Source organism: Chryseobacterium bernardetii (assembly GCF_003815975.1).
GTDB lineage: Bacteria > Bacteroidota > Bacteroidia > Flavobacteriales > Weeksellaceae > Chryseobacterium > Chryseobacterium bernardetii.
The window spans coordinates 3,088,585-3,111,248 of sequence record NZ_CP033932.1 but is presented as its reverse complement, the minus strand read 5'-3'; the positions used below and the strand labels follow the sequence as shown (position 1 = coordinate 3,111,248).

The 22,664-nt window shown below is 36.8% G+C and carries 25 protein-coding genes and 1 riboswitch; of the genes, 12 read left to right on the top strand and 13 right to left on the bottom strand.

Annotated features, from left to right (window positions below; all coding sequences use genetic code 11):
- Positions 1–369 precede the first annotated feature (369 nt).
- Positions 370–1,158, top strand: a complete 789-nt coding sequence (lgt, locus tag EG339_RS14260) for a prolipoprotein diacylglyceryl transferase (protein ID WP_262706924.1) — start codon at positions 370–372, stop codon at positions 1,156–1,158.
- Between the two features lie 153 nt (positions 1,159–1,311).
- Here the strand turns inward: lgt and EG339_RS14255 are convergent, their stop codons facing one another.
- On the bottom strand, positions 1,312–2,826 hold the full coding sequence (locus EG339_RS14255) for an NAD(P)H-hydrate dehydratase (RefSeq protein WP_123870644.1): 1,515 nt from the start codon (positions 2,824–2,826) through the stop codon (positions 1,312–1,314).
- A 246-nt stretch (positions 2,827–3,072) separates the two neighbouring features.
- Between EG339_RS14255 and mscL the strand changes: the two genes are divergently transcribed.
- Entirely contained in the window at positions 3,073–3,453 is a 381-nt protein-coding gene (gene mscL, locus EG339_RS14250) for a large conductance mechanosensitive channel protein MscL (protein WP_123870643.1), read from the top strand.
- Positions 3,454–3,527: 74 nt separating this feature from the next.
- Here the strand turns inward: mscL and EG339_RS14245 are convergent, their stop codons facing one another.
- Together EG339_RS14245 and EG339_RS14240 are read right to left on the bottom strand one after the other, a co-directional pair.
- Entirely contained in the window at positions 3,528–4,487 is a 960-nt protein-coding gene (locus tag EG339_RS14245; protein ID WP_123870642.1) for a D-2-hydroxyacid dehydrogenase, read from the bottom strand.
- 88 nt (positions 4,488–4,575) lie between these two features.
- Entirely contained in the window at positions 4,576–4,986 is a 411-nt protein-coding gene (locus EG339_RS14240; protein WP_123870641.1) for an LNS2 domain-containing protein, read from the bottom strand.
- Positions 4,987–5,301: 315 nt separating this feature from the next.
- Here EG339_RS14240 and idi point away from each other — a divergent pair, with 315 nt between their 5' ends.
- From idi to gcvT, 3 genes are read left to right on the top strand one after another with little or no spacing between them, the layout of a single operon-like run.
- Positions 5,302–5,811: an isopentenyl-diphosphate Delta-isomerase gene (idi, locus tag EG339_RS14235; protein ID WP_123870640.1), complete on the top strand. Its 510-nt coding sequence runs from the start codon at positions 5,302–5,304 to the stop codon at positions 5,809–5,811.
- Between the two features lie 3 nt (positions 5,812–5,814).
- Positions 5,815–6,285 carry a hypothetical protein gene (locus EG339_RS14230; RefSeq protein ID WP_123870639.1) on the top strand — a complete coding sequence of 157 codons (471 nt, stop codon included), beginning with the start codon at positions 5,815–5,817 and terminating at the stop codon, positions 6,283–6,285.
- A gap of 9 nt (positions 6,286–6,294) precedes the next feature.
- Complete coding sequence (gene gcvT, locus EG339_RS14225; protein WP_123870638.1) at positions 6,295–7,371, top strand: glycine cleavage system aminomethyltransferase GcvT; 1,077 nt, start codon at positions 6,295–6,297, stop codon at positions 7,369–7,371.
- 68 nt (positions 7,372–7,439) lie between these two features.
- On the opposite strand, the gene EG339_RS14220 is transcribed toward gcvT, so the two are convergent.
- Complete coding sequence (locus EG339_RS14220) at positions 7,440–7,793, bottom strand: arsenate reductase family protein (RefSeq protein ID WP_123870637.1); 354 nt, start codon at positions 7,791–7,793, stop codon at positions 7,440–7,442.
- A gap of 120 nt (positions 7,794–7,913) precedes the next feature.
- Between EG339_RS14220 and EG339_RS14215 the strand changes: the two genes are divergently transcribed.
- From EG339_RS14215 to EG339_RS14195, 5 genes are all read left to right on the top strand, one after another.
- Complete coding sequence (locus EG339_RS14215) at positions 7,914–8,381, top strand: acyl-CoA thioesterase (protein WP_066698372.1); 468 nt, start codon at positions 7,914–7,916, stop codon at positions 8,379–8,381.
- Positions 8,382–8,564: 183 nt separating this feature from the next.
- Positions 8,565–9,404: a GLPGLI family protein gene (locus tag EG339_RS14210; protein WP_123870636.1), complete on the top strand. Its 840-nt coding sequence runs from the start codon at positions 8,565–8,567 to the stop codon at positions 9,402–9,404.
- A 236-nt stretch (positions 9,405–9,640) separates the two neighbouring features.
- A riboswitch (Fluoride riboswitch) is annotated at positions 9,641–9,708 on the top strand.
- A 31-nt stretch (positions 9,709–9,739) separates the two neighbouring features.
- Positions 9,740–11,047, top strand: a complete 1,308-nt coding sequence (locus EG339_RS14205) for a voltage-gated chloride channel family protein (protein WP_123870635.1) — start codon at positions 9,740–9,742, stop codon at positions 11,045–11,047.
- Positions 11,048–11,124: 77 nt separating this feature from the next.
- A complete protein-coding gene (locus EG339_RS14200; RefSeq protein ID WP_123870634.1) occupies positions 11,125–12,000 on the top strand; it encodes a LysR substrate-binding domain-containing protein in 876 nt (291 codons plus the stop codon).
- Positions 12,001–12,092: 92 nt separating this feature from the next.
- Positions 12,093–13,028, top strand: coding sequence for a YeiH family protein (locus EG339_RS14195; RefSeq protein ID WP_123870633.1), 936 nt, complete (start codon positions 12,093–12,095; stop codon positions 13,026–13,028).
- A gap of 78 nt (positions 13,029–13,106) precedes the next feature.
- On the opposite strand, the gene EG339_RS14190 is transcribed toward EG339_RS14195, so the two are convergent.
- The 8 genes from EG339_RS14190 to EG339_RS14155 all read right to left on the bottom strand — a co-directional run bounded on the left by EG339_RS14190 (position 13,107) and on the right by EG339_RS14155 (position 19,395).
- Positions 13,107–13,289 carry a hypothetical protein gene (locus EG339_RS14190; RefSeq protein ID WP_073300227.1) on the bottom strand — a complete coding sequence of 61 codons (183 nt, stop codon included), beginning with the start codon at positions 13,287–13,289 and terminating at the stop codon, positions 13,107–13,109.
- A 171-nt stretch (positions 13,290–13,460) separates the two neighbouring features.
- Positions 13,461–14,702 carry an MFS transporter gene (locus tag EG339_RS14185; RefSeq protein ID WP_123870632.1) on the bottom strand — a complete coding sequence of 414 codons (1,242 nt, stop codon included), beginning with the start codon at positions 14,700–14,702 and terminating at the stop codon, positions 13,461–13,463.
- Between the two features lie 73 nt (positions 14,703–14,775).
- Positions 14,776–16,341, bottom strand: a complete 1,566-nt coding sequence (rny, locus tag EG339_RS14180) for a ribonuclease Y (protein WP_185147650.1) — start codon at positions 16,339–16,341, stop codon at positions 14,776–14,778.
- A 231-nt stretch (positions 16,342–16,572) separates the two neighbouring features.
- Positions 16,573–16,860, bottom strand: coding sequence for a cell division protein ZapA (locus EG339_RS14175; RefSeq protein WP_066699074.1), 288 nt, complete (start codon positions 16,858–16,860; stop codon positions 16,573–16,575).
- Positions 16,860–17,249: a hypothetical protein gene (locus tag EG339_RS14170; RefSeq protein WP_225717805.1), complete on the bottom strand. Its 390-nt coding sequence runs from the start codon at positions 17,247–17,249 to the stop codon at positions 16,860–16,862. Before EG339_RS14170 ends, EG339_RS14175 begins: the two co-directional genes overlap by 1 nt.
- A gap of 52 nt (positions 17,250–17,301) precedes the next feature.
- Positions 17,302–18,087, bottom strand: a complete 786-nt coding sequence (gene porT / locus EG339_RS14165; protein ID WP_123870630.1) for a type IX secretion/gliding motility protein PorT/SprT — start codon at positions 18,085–18,087, stop codon at positions 17,302–17,304.
- 3 nt (positions 18,088–18,090) lie between these two features.
- Positions 18,091–18,753, bottom strand: a complete 663-nt coding sequence (gene ubiE / locus EG339_RS14160) for a bifunctional demethylmenaquinone methyltransferase/2-methoxy-6-polyprenyl-1,4-benzoquinol methylase UbiE (RefSeq protein WP_262706923.1) — start codon at positions 18,751–18,753, stop codon at positions 18,091–18,093.
- A 72-nt stretch (positions 18,754–18,825) separates the two neighbouring features.
- A complete protein-coding gene (locus EG339_RS14155) occupies positions 18,826–19,395 on the bottom strand; it encodes a hypothetical protein (RefSeq protein ID WP_123870628.1) in 570 nt (189 codons plus the stop codon).
- 101 nt (positions 19,396–19,496) lie between these two features.
- Here EG339_RS14155 and EG339_RS14150 point away from each other — a divergent pair, with 101 nt between their 5' ends.
- Both EG339_RS14150 and EG339_RS14145 read left to right on the top strand, forming a co-directional pair.
- On the top strand, positions 19,497–20,564 hold the full coding sequence (locus tag EG339_RS14150; RefSeq protein ID WP_123870627.1) for a 3-oxoacyl-ACP synthase III family protein: 1,068 nt from the start codon (positions 19,497–19,499) through the stop codon (positions 20,562–20,564).
- A gap of 69 nt (positions 20,565–20,633) precedes the next feature.
- On the top strand, positions 20,634–21,839 hold the full coding sequence (locus tag EG339_RS14145) for a metallophosphoesterase (RefSeq protein ID WP_123870626.1): 1,206 nt from the start codon (positions 20,634–20,636) through the stop codon (positions 21,837–21,839).
- 58 nt (positions 21,840–21,897) lie between these two features.
- Here the strand turns inward: EG339_RS14145 and EG339_RS14140 are convergent, their stop codons facing one another.
- On the bottom strand, positions 21,898–22,650 hold the full coding sequence (locus EG339_RS14140; protein WP_123870625.1) for a polysaccharide deacetylase family protein: 753 nt from the start codon (positions 22,648–22,650) through the stop codon (positions 21,898–21,900).
- Between the last annotated feature and the right edge of the window lie 14 nt (positions 22,651–22,664).

The window sequence follows — 22,664 nt, the reverse complement described above, 5'->3', positions numbered from 1 at the left end:
GGAAATGATGTCCCCGTGAAGATCTATTCCACTACAGAAATGGGAGACCTGGCTGCTTTTCCGGACAGAGGTATTAAAGATAATGTTCTTGTTATCCTGAACGAATCCAATTTTGAACCTGCTTACTATAACTACGGTGTTTCCATACTGGCAAGATTCAAGGATTCGCAATACCAATTTCTGGATAAAAGCTTCAAGTTAATAGATACAGCCCCTACAAAAGATAACATCACCACATTCAAATATGCAGTAAAGTCTGCAAAACCGATCTCTGATGCTGATAAAGTAGAACTTAAAACATCTTTTAAAATCTGGGATCCTTCAAAAGGTATTCATATCGGAATATTTACGTTACACTTCTATAGTTTAATGTTCGTCTTTGCATTTGGTTTTGGATATGTTTTAATGACCAGAATCTTTAAAATTGATCATGTTAACCAGAAATATCTTGAACCTCTTTTCACATGGACATTAATAGGAACTATTCTTGGAGCAAGATTAGGACATGTTATTTTCTATCAGCCAGAACTGTTTAAAGAAGACTTCTGGAGTGTATTTTTACCAATCAGCACTAAAAACGGTATCAAATTCACCGGATTTTCCGGACTGGCAAGCCATGGAGCAACGATAGCATTGATCCTTACCACGCTTTATTATTCCTATAAAATTATCAAGAAAAATCCTTTCTGGGTATACGACAGATTAGGGATCGTAGTAGCTTTAGGAGGCGCATTTGTAAGAATGGGGAACTTTTTCAATTCTGAAATTGTAGGAAAACCAGCTGATCCTAATTCACCTTTTGCACTGCTTTTCCCACAGCAAAGCAGCGAATATGGACTTACAGTTCCGCGTTATCCGAGCCAGCTATTTGAAGCTGCAGGATATGTTGCCCTATTCATTTTATTATGGATTCTTTACAGAAAAACAGATAAAAAATACCAGCAAGGATGGCTATTCGGATTATTTTTTATCATTCTTTGGGCGATCAGATTCTTTGTTGAGTTCCTTAAAGAGCCTCAAGGCGATGAATTTATTCAGATCGGAGGTTTAAATACCGGCCAGGTTCTTTCTATTCCATTTATGATTGCCGGAGTTATCATTATGGTTGTTTCCAAGAAGTTTAAAATTACGGAAGCAGAAAACGCAAAACCTGAATAATAAGACTATACAGTCCATTAAAAAATATAAAAAGGCAGATTTGTAACAAATCTGCCTTTTTTCGTTTAGATTTAAATAACTTTATACCATCCTTATTGAGATTAAAAAAAACTGTTTATTAAACTTAATTTATTTAATTTCTACCTGCTTTAATTATAAATTCCTTTCTGTTCTCCTATTTAGTTCATTAAAAACATTTCCCAGCTCATCAATTACATCTGTAGGAAGCATAGACTCTTTTGAATGCTTTTCTGCGGCAAAATCAGCAGCTTTTCCATGTAGCCATACTCCCACGATGCAGGAATGTTTTGCAGAATATCCCTGGGCTAAAAGCGAAGTCAGAATTCCGGTCAGAATATCTCCGCTTCCGCCTTTAGCCAGCCCGGCATTGCCCGTCAGATTGTAGTAAACATTCCCTTCAGGGGTCACCACCTGTGTATGGTGATCTTTTAATACAATATAAATACTGAATTCTTTTGCTTTTTCCTTTGCCAATTCCAATCTTTCAAATGAATTTTCCGTTTTGCCGAACAGCCTTTCAAACTCTTTGGGATGAGGAGTAATAATTGAATGCCTTGGAATAAGCTGAAAATCTTTCTCCCCAGCAATAATATTTAATGCATCTGCATCCAATACCAATGGATTTTGATAATCTTTAAGGAAAGTGAAAAGAGCTTTTTGAGTGTCTCTATGAATGCCCAAACCCGGACCAATTCCAATGGTTGCATCATTGTCAATCTCAAAATGAGTAATGAACCGGTCTCCGCCTTCCATAAACATGGCTTCCGGACAAGAGGTCTGCAACACGTTATACCCACATTGAGGAGCCAATGTAAAAGTAAGCCCTGCCCCCGTTTTCAAAGCAGATTTCGTGGCTAATACCGCTGCTCCGGTCTTTCCATAACTTCCCCCTGCAATAACCGCTTTACCATAATTTCCTTTGTGAGCAAAATCATTTCTTGGGATAAAGAGTGATCCCGCAAAGGAATCATCAGTCGAAAAATAGCTGGTTTCTGTTGCTTCCTTATACTTTTCACTAAGTCCGATATCTAAAATGATTACTTTACCGGTATACTTTCCAGTTTCCGGATGGAGAAAACTCCTTTTCCAGCTTTGAAAACTTAGTGTATAATCTGCTTTTAGGACACTAGAATTACCATCAAACAGTCCGTCAGCAGAAAGCCCGGACGGAACATCTACCGCTATTTTAAGATGATCTTTTTCATTGATCCTATCTACCAATACTTTATACTCATCAGCTAGGGGTCTTGATAATCCGGTTCCGAAAAGAGCATCAATAATAATTGTTTTATCATCAAAACTATATTGTTCAATCTGGCTGAAGGTTCGCACTGAAACCCCTGAAATCTCCCTTAATCTTTTAAAATTCAATGCTGCATCTTCTGAGAATTTCCCTTTGGGATCATTAACAAATACATCAATGTCAAAACCTTTCATATACAGCATTCTCGCTATGGCAAATCCGTCACCACCATTATTTCCGTTTCCACAAAGAACAACGGCTTTTCTGCGAACTTTACAATGTTCTGATATCCAATTGGCAACAGTTGCTGAAGCCCTTTCCATCAATTGAATGGAAGATATGGGTTCCCGGGATATGGTAAACTGATCCCAGCTTCTGATTTGTGCGGCAGTAAAAATTTTCATGTGTGAATCTGACGTTTAAATAAATTATAAAAGATATTTCATTACAGTGAAGCCTCGGCAACAAAAATACAAGGACATCATTAATGAGATAAAATATAAGATTAAAGTTACGATTTCTATTAAAACAGATAGTATCGATTTACAACAAAAATCCGTGTTTTATGGATAAAAAACTACAAAAAGTAGCGTTTTTTAAATTTTTTAATTATATTTTTGTGTATATACTAATTAAAAAAAATATAAATTATGGGATTTGTTAAGGAATTTAAAGAGTTTGCCTTTAAAGGAAATGTTCTCGATCTTGCTGTTGGTGTAATCATTGGTGCAGCATTTGGTAAAATTGTTTCGTCTCTAGTGGAAGACGTTATAACCCCTTTGATCTTAAACCCTGCGCTTAAAGCAGCCGGTGCAGAAAATATCGCTAAACTTACCTGGAATGGTGTTGCCTATGGAAACTTCCTTTCTGCCATAATCAGCTTCCTGTGTATTGCTATGGTTCTTTTCTGGATCATTAAGGGTGCTAACAAGATCAACAAAAAAGAAGCTCCTGCTCCAGCTGGACCTACAGATGATCAGAAGCTACTGGCTGAGATCAGAGATTTATTGAAAAGCAGAAGCAACATATAATCTGTCATTAACAGTTTAAAAATATAAAAGCACCTTTTTGAAGGTGCTTTTACTTTTTTATAATATTATTCCAATTACTGGATCTGTAAAATGCTTGAAATCTGATCTGCCAGAGAAAGCCCGATTCTATCCTGAGCTTCAAGTGTAGAAGCACCAGTGTGGGGTGTCAGAGAGATTTTAGAATGGGTAAGGATTTCTTTAGAAGGTGTTGGCTCGTTTATGAAAACATCCAATCCTGCAAATTTCACTTTACCGGAATCCAAAGCTTCAATTAAAGCTGTTTCATCAATCACACCACCTCTGGAACAGTTTACAATTGCTACTCCATCCTTCATCATTTCAAACTCATTCTTACCAATCATATATCCGTCTTTCTGAGCAGGAACGTGAAGGGTAATAAAATCTGAATGTTTTAAAACATCCTGTAAAGGTTCAGTTTCGATATCTACGTTGATGAACTGATTGTTATAGAATTTCACTTTAATGCTTGCTCTTCCTACATTATTATCAGCTGCAATCACTCTCATTCCCAGTCCAAGAGCAATTCTTGCTACTTCCTGGCCTATTCTTCCCATCCCGATAATTCCGATGGTCTTTCCTCTCAATTCAATTCCTGCAGCATATGCTTTTTTAAGCCCTGCAAACTCTGTATCTCCTACCAAAGGCATTTTTCTGTTAGAGTCCTGAAGAAATCTCGCTCCGGAAAATAAATGAGCAAAAACCAGCTCAGCAACGGATTCTGAAGAAGCAGCCGGTGTGTTGATCACATGAATACCCTTTTCTCTTGCATAATCTACATCAATATTATCCATTCCTACACCGCCTCTTCCGATGATCTCCAATGATGGGCAGTTGTCAATAATATCTTTTCTTACCTGTGTAGCACTTCTCACCAGTAAAGTACGCACCTGATGCTCGTTAATATAATCTACTAAAAATTCCTGTGGAACTTTTGCAGTAATCACCTCGAATCCTTTTTCTGTTAATGCATCAATTCCAGATTGGTCCAGGCCGTCATTAGCTAAAACTTTCATAAATACAACTATGTTTTAAAAGTTGAAAGATTTAAAAATTAAAGGATACACTCCATTCAATTTTTAAATCTTTCTTTATATTATAAATTTATTCTCCGTCTTCTTTGAACACTTCTATAGTTACTTGTTTTTCTACCAGGTCTGTAAATCTTCCCTTGTATCTGGTAGCGCGTACCAGGTGATTATCGATCCAGTGATAATTCCCTCCTCTTGGTTTTCCACAAAGTACACTATGGTATTTGAAACCGTGTTTATCCAGCCAATCGATAGTGATTTGTTTCAGGTTTTCGGTTCTTGAGGTGAAAAAACAGATCTGATGCCCTTCATCATACCATTTATTAATGGTTTCCAAGGCGTCAGGATATGGTTCACAGGTAACCATTCTTTCGGGTTCTTCATTAGGAACGTCCTCTGTAATGGTTCCGTCTATATCAATTAAGTAATTTTTAACTCCATCCTTGAGAATAGGACTGATGTGCTCTATGTATTCTAATTCCATCACGAAAATTTGAGTAACAAAGTTACGGTTTTTATAACTATCAGATGTATTAATCTTAGTTTATATTAAAAACTTACTATAAAAACATTTATTTAATAAATAATATAAACATTTTATTCATGTTTTAAGGTCTTCTGATTAAAATTTTTCTTTTTTAATTTTAGTTTAGAAATCGAAATAGGGAATTTTTTGTGTTTTCGGTGAATCTTACTTACTTTCAAAATTTCATCTCTATTCTCTGCGCTATTCATTCAAAAGATATAATGTTTTCCTAAAAATTTCCAAAATACATTTATTACGCTTACATTTGTAGAAATGGAAGAATTAGTAGTTTTAGTAAATCCTGATGATGTGGTTCTGGGCTTGATGGAAAAACAGCAAGCTCATGTTAATGGCCTGTTACACCGTGCTTTTTCTGTATTTCTATTCAACAGTAAGGGCGAAATGCTTCTTCAGAAAAGAGCACCAGGAAAATACCATTCTCCCAATCAGTGGACCAATGCTGTGTGTTCACACCCAAGAATCGGGGAAACTTATCTTGCCGGAGCCCAACGAAGACTGAAAGAGGAATTGGGAATAGAGGCGGAACTTTCAGAAAAATTCAAATTTATTTACAAAGCAGATGTAGGGGGCGGCTTGTGGGAACATGAACTGGACCATGTTTTTGTAGGAAACTATGAATCTGAATTTAACCTGAATAAAAACGAAGTGGCAGAAGTAAGATTTATTTCTCCCGAAGAACTATATAAGGAGATCTCTGAAAACCCCAAACACTTTACAGAATGGTTCAAGATTATCCTTGAAGAATATAAACACCATTTTTAAACGATGAAAAAACTCCTTCTTTTTACTGGCATATTATCAGGAAGCCTGTTTTTTGCACAAAAAGCAACCACTTACGACAGTCCAAATTACTCTATCAACGTTCCTGAAGGCTGGAGATCAACCAATGACAGTGATATCATCAATATTTTTCCAACCAATGAAATCGGAGCCATCACCATTTCCGAATATCATGATCTGAATCTTCCCAAAACCGAAACGAAGAAATTCATTCTGGCTCTTTATAAATCTGAAGATGCTGAAAAAAAGGTAAAGGAAAGCAGAGGTAAAAAAGGATATACAGAATATTTCTACGAATATTTTGACGAAAAAGAAAAACTTTTCTGGATCACAAGGGCTTTTCAAAAAGATAAGGATCTTTATCTGGTCACCATTAACTGTGGCCAAAAGTTCTGGAACGGAAACTATATGACCCTATTTAATGAGACTTTTAACAGTTTTAAAATAAAGAAATAAAAATTAAATATGAAGAAAACAGCTTTGTACGACAAGCACGTTTCATTAGGAGCTAAGATCGTACCTTTCGCAGGTTTTGAAATGCCTGTGCAATATTCAGGAGTAACAGAGGAGCATTTTGCAGTAAGAGAAAAAGCGGGATTGTTTGATGTTTCCCACATGGGGCAGTTTTTCATCGAAGGTCCGGGATCTAAAGATCTTTTACAATTCGTAACCACTAACAATGTAGATACTCTTGAAAATGGGAAAGCTCAGTACTCATGTCTTCCGAACGAGAACGGAGGTATTGTAGACGACCTTATCGTTTACAAAATGGAGGATGACAAATACTTTGTAGTAGTAAATGCGTCCAATATTGATAAAGACTGGAACCATATCTCAAAATACAATACTTTTGGAGCAAAAATGACGAATGCTTCTGATGACATGTCATTATTAGCAGTTCAGGGTCCTAAAGCTACTGAAATCCTTCAGAAACTTACTGATGTAAATCTTTCTGAAATTCCTTACTATCATTTTACTGTAGGAAGTGTTGCGGGAGTAAATGATGTTATCATTTCCAACACAGGATATACAGGAAGCGGAGGTTTTGAAATCTATTTTAAAAATGAAAGTGCTGAAAAACTTTGGGATGAAGTAATGAAAGCTGGTGAAACAGAAGGAATTATTCCTTGCGGACTGGCTGCCAGAGATACTTTAAGACTTGAAAAAGGATTCTGTCTTTACGGAAACGATATTGATGATACCACTTCTCCAATTGAAGCCGGCCTGGGATGGATCACGAAATTTGATAAAGACTTTGTTTCTAAAGAAGTTTTCGCAAAACAGAAAGAAGAAGGTGTAACAAGAAAGTTAGTTGGGTTTGAGCTTCAGGATAAAGGAGTTCCAAGACACGACTACCCTGTTGTGGATGCTGAAGGAAATGTAATTGGGAAAGTAACTTCCGGAACCCAGTCTCCAATGAAAAAAATCGGTTTAGGTCTTGCGTATGTAGACAAGCCTCACTTCAAATTAGGTTCTGATATCTTCATCCAGGTAAGAAATAAGAACATCCCTGCAAAAGTGGTGAAAGCTCCTTTTGTATAACTGTTCAAAAAATATTTAAAAAATCAGCCTTGTAAAAATTACGAGGCTGATTTTTTTCTTAGATAAAATTATATCACACCGAAGAACTTCTGTAGCTCCTCAACATTATTTTTATCATTTCCTACAAAAATCTCTTTGTCTGTCATAAAAACAGGACGTTTTAAGAAGGTGTAATGATCCAGTAACAACTCTTTAAAGTCTTTTTCTCCCAAAGATTTCACATCCAGCCCTCTCAACTTGATCTGAGTAGATTTTCTGCTGAACAAAGCATCATATGATTTTGTCAGTTTATGCATTTCTGCTAATTCTTCTTTGGTAATAGGCTGCTTTTTAATCTCACGAAGCTCCCAGTCTGTAAGGTCAAATTGAGCTAAAATTTTTCTACAGGTATCGCAGGTGTTCAGGTAAAATACTTTCTTCATTGTTATTCTTAATTCTTTTATTGGTTAAAATTCCACTTCATTATTATTTCGCGTTTCAAAAGTAGGATTTAATCTAAAACTTTCGAAATTATTAAATAACTTTATTCAAATTTTATAAAGATGCAGAACAAACCTATTACTTTTCAGTTTATTTCAGAACCTTCAGATGTTAATTACGGTGGAAATGTACACGGCGGAAGCGTTATGAAATGGATTGATCAGGCAGGCTATGCGTGTGCCACCACGTGGAGTGGAAATTATTCTGTGACAGTATACGTGGGTGGAATCCGTTTTTATGAACCTATTAAAATTGGTGAAGTGGTAAAAGTAGATGCTCAGGTGATCTATACAGGAAGCTCAAGCATGCACATTGCTATCAATGTTTTTTCCAGGAACCTGAAACAGCCTACTTTTGATAAGAAGACCCACTGCATCATTGTATTTGTTGCCGTAGATGAAAATGGCAAGAAGCTTCCCGTTCCGAAATGGATCCCTGAAACCGAAGAGGAAAAACAACAGGAACAATATGCCAAGCGACTAATGGAGCTGAGAACGCAGATTGAGGATGAAATGAAGCCTTTTTTATAGAAGAATGAAATGCTTTAGAGCATAAAGTACTGAAAAATATGGTGCAAGGGTTCCATGTTTTAATTATATAAAGGAATAAGATTCATAGCTGCCATTATAAATTCATGAACATACTTTTTTCATATGATATTGCACAGCAAATTAGGATTAACTAATTTAGTATCAATCCATTTAAAGTATAATATGAAAAATATTTTTACAATTAGCGCAATTCTGTTGATAATTTTTCTTCAGGCGCAAACACATAGATTTATTTATGAGCTTCAGTATAAAATGGACTCTACTGAAGCCGGATATGAAAAAGCGAATATGATCCTGGATATCGCCCCAAAAGAGGTGAAATTCTATGGAAGGGATCTCGCCATCAGAGACTCTCTGAATAAAAAATTCGGAACGAATTTCAGCTATACTGATATGACCGGACAAGTGGTTAAAAGAAAGATCAATTCTTTTGATAATGAAAATTTCATCAACATTAAAAATGGATATTATACATTTAAAACTACGGATAAGATCAATTGGGTGATTGCTGATGAGATTAAAAAGGTAGAAAATTACACCTTGCAAAAGGCCACTACGAAATTTGGAGGGAGAAGCTGGACCGCGTGGTTCTGCAAGGATATTCCATTTAATGAAGGCCCTTTTAAACTGCGTGGGTTGCCCGGCTTGATCTTTGAGCTGTCAGATGCTAAGAAAAATTTCCTTTATACTCTTGTAAAAAGCAGAGAACTTCCGGAGGACTACTCCACTTCAGATTTCCTGGAGTCCAGTTTTGGTAACAAAGCAATTCCCATCAACGAAAAGCAAAAGCATAAGCTGATGATGGAGTTTTACAATGATCCTTTCGCCTTTGAAAGAAATAATATCAGCAAATCTAATAATGATCTCAGAATTAATATTAACGGAAAGGAAATTCATAATGTGGATGAACTGAACACTCAAACCAAGAGCATGCAGGAGGTTATCAGAAAATATAATAACCCCATTGAAATTGATAAGGCAATGCATTATCCGATATATTAAACACAATATCATCAATATCTCTCGCTTTGTTTTTAAATAAAGACATCTGATTTTAGGTTTTCTCTAAGCCAATGGAATGTGATGACTATTTATTTGGCCGGACTTCCTTCGTCTAGCCCGCCCCTATTGATGTTGCTATCTGCATGAATAAAAAAGTTATTTAACAACAAGATCTTTTATCTTTTATCTTTTATCTTTTATCTTTTATCTTTTATCTTTAATTATTATATTTGCAATATCAAAAAGGAAATGGTGTTCTTCCTTCCCCAACCGCTTTACATAAGCTGATGACGCCTGATTGAGAGATTATTAACCAATAACTAATCAGGATTATTATGTCAAAAAGTCAACGAACACTAGGTCAGAAAACAGTTTTTCATACTCAGTTTTTCTTCAGAAAGTTTCCGGCAGTTCCATATATTTTTAAATGGCTTATTATCTGCCTTATTATTGGTATTCTGACAGGAAGTGCCTCTGCGGGATTTCTTCAGTCATTGGAATGGGCGACGAATTTCAGGGAAAATCATCTATGGCTTATTGCTTTACTTCCTATTGCCGGTTTTTTAATTGGACTTTTGTATTATTATTGGGGAAAGGATGTTGAAGCGGGAAATAACCTTCTGATTGACAATATTCACGATCCTAAAGGGATTATTCCGTTCAAAATGGCTCCGTTTGTTTATTTAGGAACTATTGCCACGCATTTTTTTGGCGGTTCGGCAGGGCGTGAAGGAACGGCGCTTCAGATGGCGGGGGCTATTGCAGATCAGCTTAGCAGACCTTTTAAGCTTGATAAAAATGAAAGAAGAATATTAATTATTTCGGCCATTGCTGCAGGATTCGGCTCTGTTTTTGGAACTCCTTTAGCCGGAGCCGTATTTGGACTTGAGGTTTTCCTGATCGGAAGAATACGCTATAATGCCATATTCCCAGCTTTTACATCTGCCATACTTGCCGATTGGACTACAAACCTATGGAATGTAAAACATACTCATTATCATATTGATTTCGTTCCAAAGCTGGAGCTTTTACCGGTTCTTTACAGTATTTTAGCCGGTATTGTTTTTGGAATCTGTGCAGCAGCTTTCAGTAAGATCATTCATTGGACAGGCTCTTTTTTCAAATCAAAAATTAAATATCCGCCATTTCGCCCTGTTGTTGGAGGGACTATCATTGCTCTTGCTGTTCTGCTAATGGGAACAACACGGTACATAGGTCTTGGGGTACCTGTTATTGTGGGGTCTTTCGAAAAACAGCTTCCCCTATATGATTTTGCTTTAAAAATGGGTTTTACTATTATTACTCTTTCTGCCGGATTCAAAGGAGGTGAAGTTACTCCCTTATTCTTTATCGGAGCTACGCTGGGAAGTGCATTATCGCTGTTTATTCCGCTGCCCTTTGGATTATTGGCAGGAATGGGATTTGTTGCTGTATTTGCAGGAGCTACCAATACCCCACTGGCCTGCATGTTGATGGGCATTGAACTATTCGGAGCGGAATGTGGCGTTTATATTGCTATAGCCTGTGTTGTTTCCTATCTTCTTTCAGGTCATAACAGTATTTACACCAAACAGAAGATTGGAGAGGCAAAAAACAGAAGATATGAAAACCAGCAGGACAGAACGATCTCTGATTTTTTATAAGGGGTTATGGCATTAAACTCTTCACTCCCAAACTCGCTCCACTTCCCATTTCCAACTATAATTCGTAATTTTACCCCATGTTCGATTACAGGTTAAAGGTTTTCCATACGGTAGCTTCCAGATTAAGCTTTACCAAGGCTTCAGAAGAGCTTCACATTTCGCAGCCGGCAGTTACCAAACACATCAAAGAAACTGAGGTGCAGCTGGGCACAAAATTATTTGACAGAAAAGGAACTTCCATACAGCTGACCCAAAGCGGTAAAATCCTGTTTGAATATGCTGAAAAAATCAGAAATATCTACCGTGACCTGGAATTTGAAATCAACCAGGTTAACCAGCAGCACAAAGGAAAACTTATTATCGGAGCCAGCACAACCATTGCCCAGTATATCCTACCTGAAATCCTTGCCAAGTTCAATGCTTACTACAAAGATATTAAGATAGAACTTCTGACAGGGAATACAGAAGCCATTTCCTCTCTTTTAAAGGATGAAAAGATAGACCTGGGGATTATTGAAGGAGAATCCCAGTCTTCTTATTTTGATTACAAGGCGTTTAAACCTGATGAAATTGTTCTCACAGCTAAATCAGATCATCCTTTAGCTCATAAAACAATTAACGTTAAAGACCTGTATCAGCTTAATCTTATTTTCCGGGAACAGGGTTCAGGAACTCTTGAATTCATCCAAAACCGGTTAAAGGAAAAGGGCATTAATATTAATGAGCTAAATACTGTTATCCAACTTGGAAGCAGCGAAAGTATCAAAAACTATCTTCTTCATTCGGATTGTATGGCATTTCTTTCTATCAGCACCATTCTGAATGAACTGAAAAATAATATCCTTACTGTTATTGACATTAAAAACTTCAGTATTGAAAGGGATTTTCATTTTATCCTTCCTAAAGGAGGGCAGTCTGAACTGATAGAATTATTCTTGAGGTTTGCAGAGTAATTATAACTTATAGTTATCCAGCATAACAAAATGCGATTTACTTCGTAATAACATATTGTCGAATTTTGATTCCGATTTTAAAAGTTCACAATATGAAATATTTCATTCAAAATGAAAGAACACGAAAGGTAATTTTTATTGGACTGGCAGTGTTGTGCCTTACTCCATTTATTTCTTCTCCCATTGCCCTGGCCTTAGGTTTTGTCCTGGCAGTTTTTATGGGAAATCCATTTGAAAAACATTTGCATCAATATATTCATCTGCTGTTGCAGGTCTCTATTGTTGGGTTAGGTTTCGGATTAAAACTTGATGAAGCGCTGCATGCCGGAAAAACGGGATTAATGCTAACTGTTGTGAGCATCATCAGTGTAATGGTTTTGGGATATTTTCTGGGAAAGATCTTTAAGCTTGAAAGGCCTTTATCTTATCTTCTTTCTGCCGGAACAGCTATTTGCGGAGGAAGTGCCATTGCAGCGGTTTCACCCATTATCAAACCCAGTACAAAGCAGATCTCTTTGGCACTAGCTATTGTTTTCACCTTAAACTCGATTGCTTTATTTGTTTATCCCGCTATCGGACATCTTTTGAATCTTACCCAGGAACAGTTCGGGCTATGGTGTGCAGTCGGGATTCATGATACAAGCTCTGTTGTAGGAGCTGCCAGCAAATATGGCAATGAAGCTTTAAAAATCGCAACCACGGTTAAATTAGCCCGTGCGTTGTGGATTATTCCTGTTTCCCTGATTACCATGTTCATTTTTAAAAGTAAGGATTCAAAAATTAAAATTCCATGGTTTATTGGTTACTTCATTCTGGCCATTCTGCTGAACACTTACTTTCCTTTCATGAATCAGTTCAGCACAGCTATCACCTCTTTTGCCAAATCAGGGCTTAATCTGACTTTATTCTTTATTGGATCCACCCTTTCCATCCAGACTTTAAAAACGATAGGTTTTAAGCCGCTGTTTACCGCTGTATTGCTTTGGGTAACTATCAGTATCGGAAGTTTACTTTATATTATTCACTAAAAGCAGCAGCACCCTTCTGAAACCAGTAGGGTGCTGCCTATTAAATGTGGAAATGTTTATTTCATAATTCAATAACTTCTATACCTGTCCACAGTTATAAACCTGTGGGCAACCCATATATATGGAGCAATAATCCGGACCCGTAACAGCTCCTGAGCAGCTGCATCCGCAAAGAGACAGATCTGGTTTACCGCTTATTCCTCCTGTAATACTTTTAAGATCCTGTTTTTTTAGCTTTTTAGCATTTTTAATAATGTTCATGTGATTTGTTTTTGGATTAAACAATATAGTTTTAGTTACCTCCCAAAGTTAAACAAATATTAATTATCTGCAACAAAATTATATTCAAATTTCAATAATTTATTGATTTAAATATAATTATGATACCACAAAACAAGACAAACCTATTTTAGTTTTTTAAACAGCTTTAAATCACTCTGTAAATTCAAGGTCTTTATTATGCGTCTCTGCAATCGTTAGTGAAGAATAAAACGCTAATCCAAATACAACTACTCCTACAATAGCAGCACTTTCGATTACTGAAAAACTACCTTTAAGACAATCAAAAGCAAGAATCATTACAGGTACTAATCCCCGTACCATATTCGGAACAGTTGTGGTTGCCGTATTTCTGATATTGGTTCCGAACTGCTCTGCCGCAAGGGTTACAAACATCGCCCAATACCCTGTACCGAAGCCCAGCCATATGCAGAACAAGTAATATTTTGTCTCGGTATTGGTATTTCCAAACAGCATAATTCCTACCCCAGCCAAGGTGAAAAGCAGCATGTAGAAAATGGCCATTTTACGCGATTTCAAAGCATGGGAGATAAAACCACTCATGAGGTCTCCTGCAGAAATGCCTACATAAGCCCACATAATTGCTTTTCCGGGGCTGATATCTTTAATTCCGAATTCAGGAGCAAATTGGTTGGCTAAAACTGCAAGAATCCCTATACAATACCAGGTAGGCAATCCTACTGCAATGCATTTCAGATAACGGATCAGCCTGTCCTTATTGGTGAAAAAGGAAAGAAAATTCCCTTTGGAAACGTTTTTATGCTCAAGATTTTTATAGATCCCGGATTCTGAGACACTTATTCTCAAGAGTAATAACAGAATTCCCATTATTCCACCAATGATATAGGAAATATTCCATCCTCCCGCTAATTCTACTGTTAACTGAGCAACAACAGCCCCCATTAATCCAAAACCGGCAACCACAGAGGTACCAATTGCTCTCAGATTCTTCGGCAGACTCTCAGAAACCAGTGTAATTCCGGCTCCAAGCTCTCCGGCGAGGCCAACACCCGCTACAAACCTTAAAGCAGCATACTGGTATACTAAATGTCCTTTTGGGAAATAGGGTAAAAATCCACAGGCGATATTCGCCAGAGAATATACAAGAATAGAACCAAAGAGTACGGAAAGTCTTCCTTTCTTATCTCCGAAAATGCCCCAGAATACTCCGCCAAGAAGAAGCCCTACCATCTGGCAGTTCAAAATAAAGGTTCCGTCAGCATCCGGGTTAAGCCCTAGTGCTTTTAAACTGGGAATCCTTACAATCCCAAAAAGAAGAAGGTCATAAATGTCTACAAAGTAGCCTAGCGCCGAGATAATAACAGGAATAGAGAAAATGTACTTCAGTTTTGAAGACAGAGATAGTTCTTGCATTGTTAAGTTTTGATAAAAATAAAAAACCTTTCAATTTCTTGAAAGGTTTTTATAAAATATCTTGCTGTGATTATTATCTTGCAATGTTCACTGCTCTTGTTTCTCTGATTACGGTTACTTTCACCTGTCCAGGGTAAGTAAGCTCATTCTGGATCTTTTCAGAGATATCGTAAGACAGTTGAGAAGCTACTTCATCGTTCACTTTTCCACTTTCTACCATTACTCTCAGCTCTCTACCTGCCTGGATTGCATAGGCGCTGGATACTCCATCGAAGCTTAATGCTGCAGATTCAAGATCTTTCAGTCTCTGGATATAAGATTCCAATACCTGTCTTCTTGCACCTGGTCTTGCACCTGAGATAGCATCGGCTACCTGAATGATTGGAGACAACAGAGACTTCATTTCAATTTCGTCGTGGTGAGCACCAATAGCGTTTACCACTTCAGGGTTTTCACCGTATTTCTCAGCCCACTGCATTCCTAATAGCGCGTGAGGTAATTCTGATTCCTGCTCAGGAACTTTACCGATATCGTGTAAAAGACCCGCTCTCTTCGCTAGCTTAACGTTTAATCCTAATTCTGCAGCCATAGTTGCAGCAATGTTAGCTACTTCTCTTGAGTGCTGTAACAGGTTCTGTCCGTAAGAAGAACGGTATTTCATTCTACCAACGATCTTGATTAACTCAGGGTGTAATCCGTGGATTCCTAAATCAATAATCGTTCTCTTTCCTACTTCAATAATTTCCTCTTCAATTTGTTTTCTTGTTTTTTCTACAACTTCTTCGATTCTTGCCGGGTGAATTCTACCATCGGTAACCAATCTGTGAAGTGATAATCTTGCGATCTCTCTTCTTACCGGATCAAAGCATGAAAGCAGGATGGCTTCAGGGGTATCATCAACGATGATCTCAACTCCTGTTACGGCTTCTAAAGCACGGATATTTCTACCTTCTCTACCGATGATTCTACCTTTTACTTCATCAGATTCAATGTTGAATACTGATACGGAATTTTCGATAGCCTGTTCTGTACCGATTCTCTGAATGGTTTGGATAACAATCTTTCTCGCTTCATTCTTAGCATTCATCTGAGCTTCCTCCATAATGCTCTGAACGTGTGCCTGAGCTCTGGTTTTAGCTTCTGCTTTCATGGTTTCTACCAATTCTGCTTTAGCTTCTTCAGCGGTATAGTTTGATATCTTTTCAAGAATTTCAACTTTTTTAGCTGTAGCAGTATCCAATTCGTGCTGCTTCTTCTCCAAAATTTCATTTTTCTTAGAATAATCAGCAATCTGTCTGTCTAAATCTTTTTCAAGTTTTCCAATCTTGCTAAGCTCATCATTAAGCTTATGCTCCTTGTCTTTAGTTCTTTTTTCAATCTCCTGCATTTTCTTTTCGCGGGACTGGATGTCAGCATCATGCTGTGATTTCAGTTCAAGGAACTTTTCTTTAGCCTGCAGGTTCTTTTCCTTCTTTATGGATTCAGCCTGTACGTTGGCTTTTTCTATAAGATTTTCGGCGTTTTTCTTTGCATCATCTATAATAAATTTTGCCTTAGTATTCAGAGAACTCCTGGAGAAAAACATTCCCACGGCCGCTCCGATTACCAAACAAACAACACCGACTATAAGTTCTATCATAATGTATATTGAGTTTTAATTGTATTCATATCCTTTTAAAATAAAATAGCCTACAATAATCCAGAGATTGAGAGTAAACTCCTAATCAACACGATTTGAACTGATTTCCACTGTCTGTAATCCGGAAGACCGGCACGCCATTCAGAGGACATTTGTTCGGTAATTGTTTAGCGTTGAGTTTACCTTTAATGTGTTAGAATTATTGTAGGCAGCTTGTTCAGGAAAAAAAATCTATTTCCCGATTTCATTCAACGATTGATTGATCTGTTGTAATCTTTCGTTGGTAGAATTAATATTTTTCTCGTAGTTAAGAGAAACAACTTCTGCATTGGTTCCCAGTTTAAGGGCACACATTGCCAAAGCATCCTGTTTATCTCTTACATCGAAGTTCTGTTCAAAATCTTTAATCATATTCTCGATCTGCTTCCCTACCTTACGCAACGTTTCTTCTTCTGCTGCCGGTACGTTCAGCGGATACACTCTTCCTGCAATGTTGATGGTTATTCTCCTTACCTCCATTATAATCCACTGTTTTGAAGCTGAGCAATACAGAAATCAATTTCTTTCACTAATCTGTTGATGTGGTTTTTCATTAACCTATTGTGTTCAGGATTTCCTGATATTGCTGAATAAAGTTTTATATTTTTTTGCTCTTCTGCTAATACCTGATTTCTTCTTCTTTCCTCATCATATTTCACCTTCAGCTCTTCATGCTCACTAGTCAATTCTGATAACTTTTCAGTAAGATTTTTATAATTCTTTTGCAGAGCCAAAATTTTTCTCTCTAATTCTGAAAAATTGTTTTCTAAATCTTGAAGCATTTCAGGTTTGTATATTCTAACTTGTAGCAAAAATAAAAAAATATTAACACTAACAAAAATAAATAGTCCTATATTTTGATCTGCCAACAAAAAAGGAGACGCAAAAGCATCTCCTGAGTATTTTTAGTATAATAATTTCTTATTCGAATTTCAGTACGAACATTACAGCTCTGGTCTGTAATGTAGAAATTGCAGAAGCCCAATAAGGAGGTGTAGTAGCATTATCTGCCACTTTCTCATTATTCATGAAGAATGTACCTCTGATGGCAGGAGTCAGTTTAAATTTATTGAAATAAAACTGGATTCCCATTTCTGCAGACCACGCGAAATTGTGGGTAGTAGTTCTGAAAATCTGCTGCATATTGTCATCTGTAGAACTGGAGTTAGACTGTAGGTTCACTACGTAGTTTACCCCGGCAGCAACGTATGGTCTTGAGTTATACCATCTTCTTCCATGAAGCTCCAAAAGTACCGGAATGTCAACCAATGTGGATTTAATATCCCTTACTTTATCTTTTTCCTGTAAAGGGATCGGCGTAAAAGGAGGATTAGTTACAGATCCGCCTGCATACGCATCATTGGATTGAGTATCAAAAGTCAGCTGTCTTTGTGCAAACTGTAACCCCGGCTCTACTCTTACATCCAGATAATCATTCAGTCTCCATTTGGCAATAAGCCCTGCACCGAAGCTGTAACTTTCTTTAGTGCTGGTCACAAGATTCTGATTATCTTTCATCCCATAGGTTGGATGCAATACGATTCGGTAGTCCAGTTTATTCCCGTTCAAATAAAAACCCCAACTGAATTTCTGTTCGTCGAAATCTTCCAACTTATCCATTCTGTTTCGGGTTCTAAACTGCGCGTTTGCAAAAACGGCAACATTTACTGAGGTTAAAACCAGTGCTTTTAATAGAAATTTATTCATAGGTTACTTTGTTGCTTTATAAATTGTGGCTATACCTAAACTTAGTTTTTTATATTCAACTTTCTTAAATCCCGTATCTAAAAGAATTTGCTTCATCTTCTCCCCAAAAGGAAAAGCATTTACAGAATCCGGAAGGTATGTATACGCCCTATTATCTTTGGAAACCAGCCTGCCTATTGCAGGTAATATGTTTCTGAAATAAAACATATACAATGGTCCCATGAAACCCTCAACCTTTGAAAACTCCAGTATATAAACACTCTTGTTATCTTTAACTACTCTTCTTAACTCTGCCAAACCTTTGGTAAGGTTCTCAAAATTCCTTACTCCAAATGCAACGGAAACAGCATCAAATCTATTGTCCTCGAAAGGTAAATTTTCTGCATCACCTTTTTGCATGGAAATTTTGCCGTCTAATTTAAGTTTTTTTATTTTAATAACGCCAACATTGAGCATTTGTTGTGATAAATCTAAACCAACTACTTTTGAACCGGTTCCTTTTTCAATCGTAATTGCCAGATCTCCCGTTCCTGTAGCCACATCCAGCACTTCCTGCGGATTATCATTTTTCATCCATTTTACCAGTTTATTTCTCCATAAAACATCAATTTTCATGGATAAAACATGGTTCAAAAGGTCATACTTCGGCGCAATATTGTCGAACATATCCTCTACCTGGCTTTTCTTGGTAGCCTCAGAATTGTAGGGAGTAACTTTAGTGATATCTTTTGTCAAAACTTAAAACTTGTAATATTCTTTATAATAATTTAGGTAATCCTGCTTTCTGAAGATTTTTGATCTCGATTCCACTTTCTGGACATTTTTGATCACTTTGTCATAGTCTTCATCTACATTGTAGTAAAAATCTTCTGTGTAAAGCTTATTGAAACGCTTTGCTCCTCCGTAGTAATCCTTTCCGTCAATAACGGTTTTATCAAGAGCCGTCAATAACGAATCTTTTTTAAGGTTATACCCGTAGTACTGGTCATTCACGTAGTAATCCTGATGCGCAATATTAAGCAGACCACGAAGTTTGTTTACTTCAAATGCTGAATCATAAAGCATTTTTTTATTCTGATCGAAAACCTGAATAGAGTTTTTCCCTTTATTCAAATCCACATGCACATACTGCCCCGCCGATATAATTCCTTCAGAACCGTTATTGATTTTAAAGTAATACGTGTTAGGGGTAGGATTATCTACAACATAATAATTCTTCTTGGCTAAAAAAAGGAAGTAGATCCCAAAGGCAACGATAAACGCCACACCTGCAATAAGTAAGCCTTTTAAGGATGGGTTGTTTTTCATAGATTGTAAAGTACAATTTTTGCAAATTTAATAATATTTTTAATTCTCCGTTATTAATATTAATTATTAACTTTGCATCTTTAAAAAAATCATATAAACGAATGCCGAATACGATCATTATTGGCTCTGGATGTTATATTCCGAACAGAGTTATTGGTAGAGATTACTTCATGAATTCCGAGTTTTATACTGAAGACGGAGTAAAGATTGAAAAGCCTGTGGAAGAGACCATTGCGAAGTTTGTAGAAATTACAGAAATCGAAAACAGGAGGTTTATTGAGGATCATCTTTCCAATTCACAGATCGGTTATGAAGCCGCAAAAATTGCCCTTGAAGATGCAAAAGTAGACGGCGAAGAACTGGATTATATTATTTACGCAAGCAATTTCGGGGAAGTTACTGAGAACGGATATGCAGACTTTATGCCTACAATGGCAGCGAGAGTAAAAAATAAGCTGGGAATTAAAAACAGAAAATGTGTAACCTATGACATGATCTTCGGTTGCCCGGGATGGGTAGAAGGTATGATTTTAGCAGACAACCTGATTAAAGCTAAAGTTGCTAAAACTATTCTTGTTATTGGGGCTGAAACATTAAGCCGCGTAACTGATCCGCACGACAGAAACAGGATGATCTTTGCCGATGGTGCCGGAGCTGTAGTAGTAAAAGCAACAGATGAAGAAAATGTAGGAATTATTGCCCATAATACAATCTGCGACAACGGACCTGAGTTAAATTATCTTGAAAACCAACCTTCTATCAACAAAGAAATAGATCAGAAACGTCTTTATGTAAGAATGCTAGGAAGAAAAATCTACGAATACGCTCTTAAAAATGTTCCTGTAGCGATCAAAGATACGATTACTGATGCAGGACTTTCTATTGAAGACATCGACAAAATTCTTATCCACCAGGCTAACGCTAAAATGGACTATGCTATGATTGAAAGACTTCACAGACTTTATGATGTGAAAGAATATGATCATGCTATTTCTCCTATGACAATCCAGGACCTTGGAAATACATCTGTTGCAACCATTCCAACTATGTATGATTTAATAATTAAAGGAAAAATGGAAGGTCAATCGTTTAAAGAAAAAGGTAACATTGTAATGACTTCGGTAGGTGCCGGAATGAACATCAATGCTATCGTTTACAGATTTCCTTAAGAATAATTTTAATTAAAACAGATAAAAGCACAAAGGAAGTCTTCTTTTGTGCTTTTTTTGAATCAGAATATGCCAAAGAATCTTTTAATTACCGCCGGAATCTTCCTGTTTTTGGAGATTTACATCTACCAGGCCATCAGAACCCTTACAGATAACTTCTGGATAAGAACAGGATATTGGGTAATATCTTTAATTGTATATGCAATCTTCGCTTATGAAGTCACTCATTACCAGAGATCAGACCGAAGCATGCTGAGGGCCCAGATCATGATTTCAGTATTTCTGGTCTTTATCCTTCCCAAAATCTTTATCGTTTTATTTTTATTAATTGATGATATTGTAAGAACAGGAGGTTATTTGGTAGGCTTTGCCAAACCATCTGAAAATTTCTTTCCGGAGAGAAGAAAATTCCTGAGCCTTGTAGGATTAGGGATAAGCGGTGTACTTTCAGCCCTGTTCATTGATGGTATTACATTCGGGAAATACCGTCATAAGGTACGAAGAGTAAAAGTTAAACTCCCTGATCTTCCGATAAGTTTTAAAGGATATAAAATCATTCAGATCTCTGATGTTCATAGTGGAAGTTTCTCTGATCCCAGCAAGCTGCAACATGCTGTTGATCTTATTAACGAGCAAAAACCAGATCTTGTTTTATTCACCGGAGACATGGTTAATAATGTAGCAGATGAGTTTAGGCCATTTATTCCTTTGTTTTCAAAAATTAAGGCTAAAGACGGTAAGTTTGCAGTCTTAGGGAACCACGATTACGGAGATTATGTAACATGGCCATCACCTGCAGCTAAGAAAGAAAATCTTGATACTTTAATCCGTTATGAAAACCAAGCGGGATTTGATATGCTCAGAAACGAACACAGGATTATTGAAAAAAACGGAGAAAAACTCTATATACTAGGTGTTGAGAACTGGGGATTAAAGCCATTCCCTCAGTTCGGCAAAATTGATAACGCCTTAAAAGGAGTTCCCGAATCTGCCACAAAGATCCTGATGAGCCATGACCCAACCCATTTTGATCATGTAGTAAAAAAACATCCTGGAAACATTCATCTAACCCTTTCAGGGCATACCCATGGAATGCAGTTTGGCCTGGATCTTAAAAATGTAAAATGGTCACCGGTACAATACAAATACCCTAAGTGGGCAGATTTATATGAAAGCGAAGGAAAACTTCTGTATGTCAACAGAGGGTTCGGAGTATTGGGATATCCGGGAAGAGTCGGTGTTTTACCGGAGATTACTCTTTTTGAACTTAGTTAGTAAAGGGATTCAGGTTTTGAAATTTCGAGTTAATCTCGAATTACACTACCCCGAAATTCTAGAAAATATAATCTTTCATACGGGAAGTAGCCATATCCTTCTCGTTAAGAAAAGTAAGGAGGGCATCTAATTTGTCCTCCATTTTTTTGCCCGAAAATAAGCTTCGGTAAAAAGGAATATCAAAACGGTATTTTTTAAAATCCGTAAACTGCCATGCATTAAGATAAATCAGAACAAATTCTTCATTCTGTAATGTTTCCAGTACCATATTCTGATAATATTTCATCGGTAAGATCTGAAAGACAAAATCATTATAAGGCAACTGGCTGTATGGAGAGATACTTTCCGGCACAATACTCAGCCCATCTTCTTCTGTAATTTCAGTATTTCTTTTCAGACGTTTGAATGGAAAAAGGATATTAGCATTGTCAATATTTGAAACATAATTAAACTCCAGAAGTTTTAAATTTTCCTGAGCAATTTTCACATCTTTCTGACGAATTCCCCTGATCTGTTTTTCTAAAAGATCCTCGATATTCTTCTTAGCGATTTCAATTTCTTCAAGATTTGAGCCTTGATTATAAAAAGCAATTTCATGCCCTTTGGATGAAATTGCTTTTATAAGATTCTGCAGTTTTTCTGTGAGAGAAACTTCTACAAAAAAACTTGCTTTTATATCATGAATATCTAAAATTCTAAGAATCGCTTTTGTATTCTCTTCAGTAATTTTCAACCTTTCATCACGGGTAATCTGAGAGCCTTTTTTGGCTTCAGCTGCAATATTCGTAATGTTAAAAGTCAATAATACCATTTAAATAAAATTTT

Bases quoted from the DNA above. Each gene is read 5' to 3' on its own strand.
- idi (WP_123870640.1), top strand. From the start codon at position 5,302: ATGGAAGAATTAGTAGTTTTAGTAAATCCTGATGATGTGGTTCTGGGC.
- EG339_RS14155 (WP_123870628.1), bottom strand. From the start codon at position 19,395: ATGAAAAACAACCCATCCTTAAAAGGCTTACTTATTGCAGGTGTGGCG.
- EG339_RS14230 (WP_123870639.1), top strand. From the start codon at position 5,815: ATGAAAAAACTCCTTCTTTTTACTGGCATATTATCAGGAAGCCTGTTT.
- EG339_RS14175 (WP_066699074.1), bottom strand. From the start codon at position 16,860: ATGGAGGTAAGGAGAATAACCATCAACATTGCAGGAAGAGTGTATCCG.
- EG339_RS14145 (WP_123870626.1), top strand. From the start codon at position 20,634: ATGCCAAAGAATCTTTTAATTACCGCCGGAATCTTCCTGTTTTTGGAG.
- EG339_RS14150 (WP_123870627.1), top strand. From the start codon at position 19,497: ATGCCGAATACGATCATTATTGGCTCTGGATGTTATATTCCGAACAGA.
- ubiE (WP_262706923.1), bottom strand. From the start codon at position 18,753: ATGTTCGACAATATTGCGCCGAAGTATGACCTTTTGAACCATGTTTTA.
- EG339_RS14195 (WP_123870633.1), top strand. From the start codon at position 12,093: ATGAAATATTTCATTCAAAATGAAAGAACACGAAAGGTAATTTTTATT.
- EG339_RS14190 (WP_073300227.1), bottom strand. From the start codon at position 13,289: ATGAACATTATTAAAAATGCTAAAAAGCTAAAAAAACAGGATCTTAAA.
- EG339_RS14255 (WP_123870644.1), bottom strand. From the start codon at position 2,826: ATGAAAATTTTTACTGCCGCACAAATCAGAAGCTGGGATCAGTTTACC.
- EG339_RS14245 (WP_123870642.1), bottom strand. From the start codon at position 4,487: ATGAAAGTTTTAGCTAATGACGGCCTGGACCAATCTGGAATTGATGCA.
- EG339_RS14185 (WP_123870632.1), bottom strand. From the start codon at position 14,702: ATGCAAGAACTATCTCTGTCTTCAAAACTGAAGTACATTTTCTCTATT.
- EG339_RS14210 (WP_123870636.1), top strand. From the start codon at position 8,565: ATGAAAAATATTTTTACAATTAGCGCAATTCTGTTGATAATTTTTCTT.
- mscL (WP_123870643.1), top strand. From the start codon at position 3,073: ATGGGATTTGTTAAGGAATTTAAAGAGTTTGCCTTTAAAGGAAATGTT.
- EG339_RS14200 (WP_123870634.1), top strand. From the start codon at position 11,125: ATGTTCGATTACAGGTTAAAGGTTTTCCATACGGTAGCTTCCAGATTA.
- EG339_RS14220 (WP_123870637.1), bottom strand. From the start codon at position 7,793: ATGAAGAAAGTATTTTACCTGAACACCTGCGATACCTGTAGAAAAATT.
- EG339_RS14205 (WP_123870635.1), top strand. From the start codon at position 9,740: ATGTCAAAAAGTCAACGAACACTAGGTCAGAAAACAGTTTTTCATACT.
- EG339_RS14240 (WP_123870641.1), bottom strand. From the start codon at position 4,986: ATGGAATTAGAATACATAGAGCACATCAGTCCTATTCTCAAGGATGGA.
- EG339_RS14215 (WP_066698372.1), top strand. From the start codon at position 7,914: ATGCAGAACAAACCTATTACTTTTCAGTTTATTTCAGAACCTTCAGAT.
- lgt (WP_262706924.1), top strand. From the start codon at position 370: ATGTTCGTCTTTGCATTTGGTTTTGGATATGTTTTAATGACCAGAATC.
- gcvT (WP_123870638.1), top strand. From the start codon at position 6,295: ATGAAGAAAACAGCTTTGTACGACAAGCACGTTTCATTAGGAGCTAAG.
- EG339_RS14140 (WP_123870625.1), bottom strand. From the start codon at position 22,650: ATGGTATTATTGACTTTTAACATTACGAATATTGCAGCTGAAGCCAAA.
- porT (WP_123870630.1), bottom strand. From the start codon at position 18,087: ATGAATAAATTTCTATTAAAAGCACTGGTTTTAACCTCAGTAAATGTT.
- rny (WP_185147650.1), bottom strand. From the start codon at position 16,341: ATGATAGAACTTATAGTCGGTGTTGTTTGTTTGGTAATCGGAGCGGCC.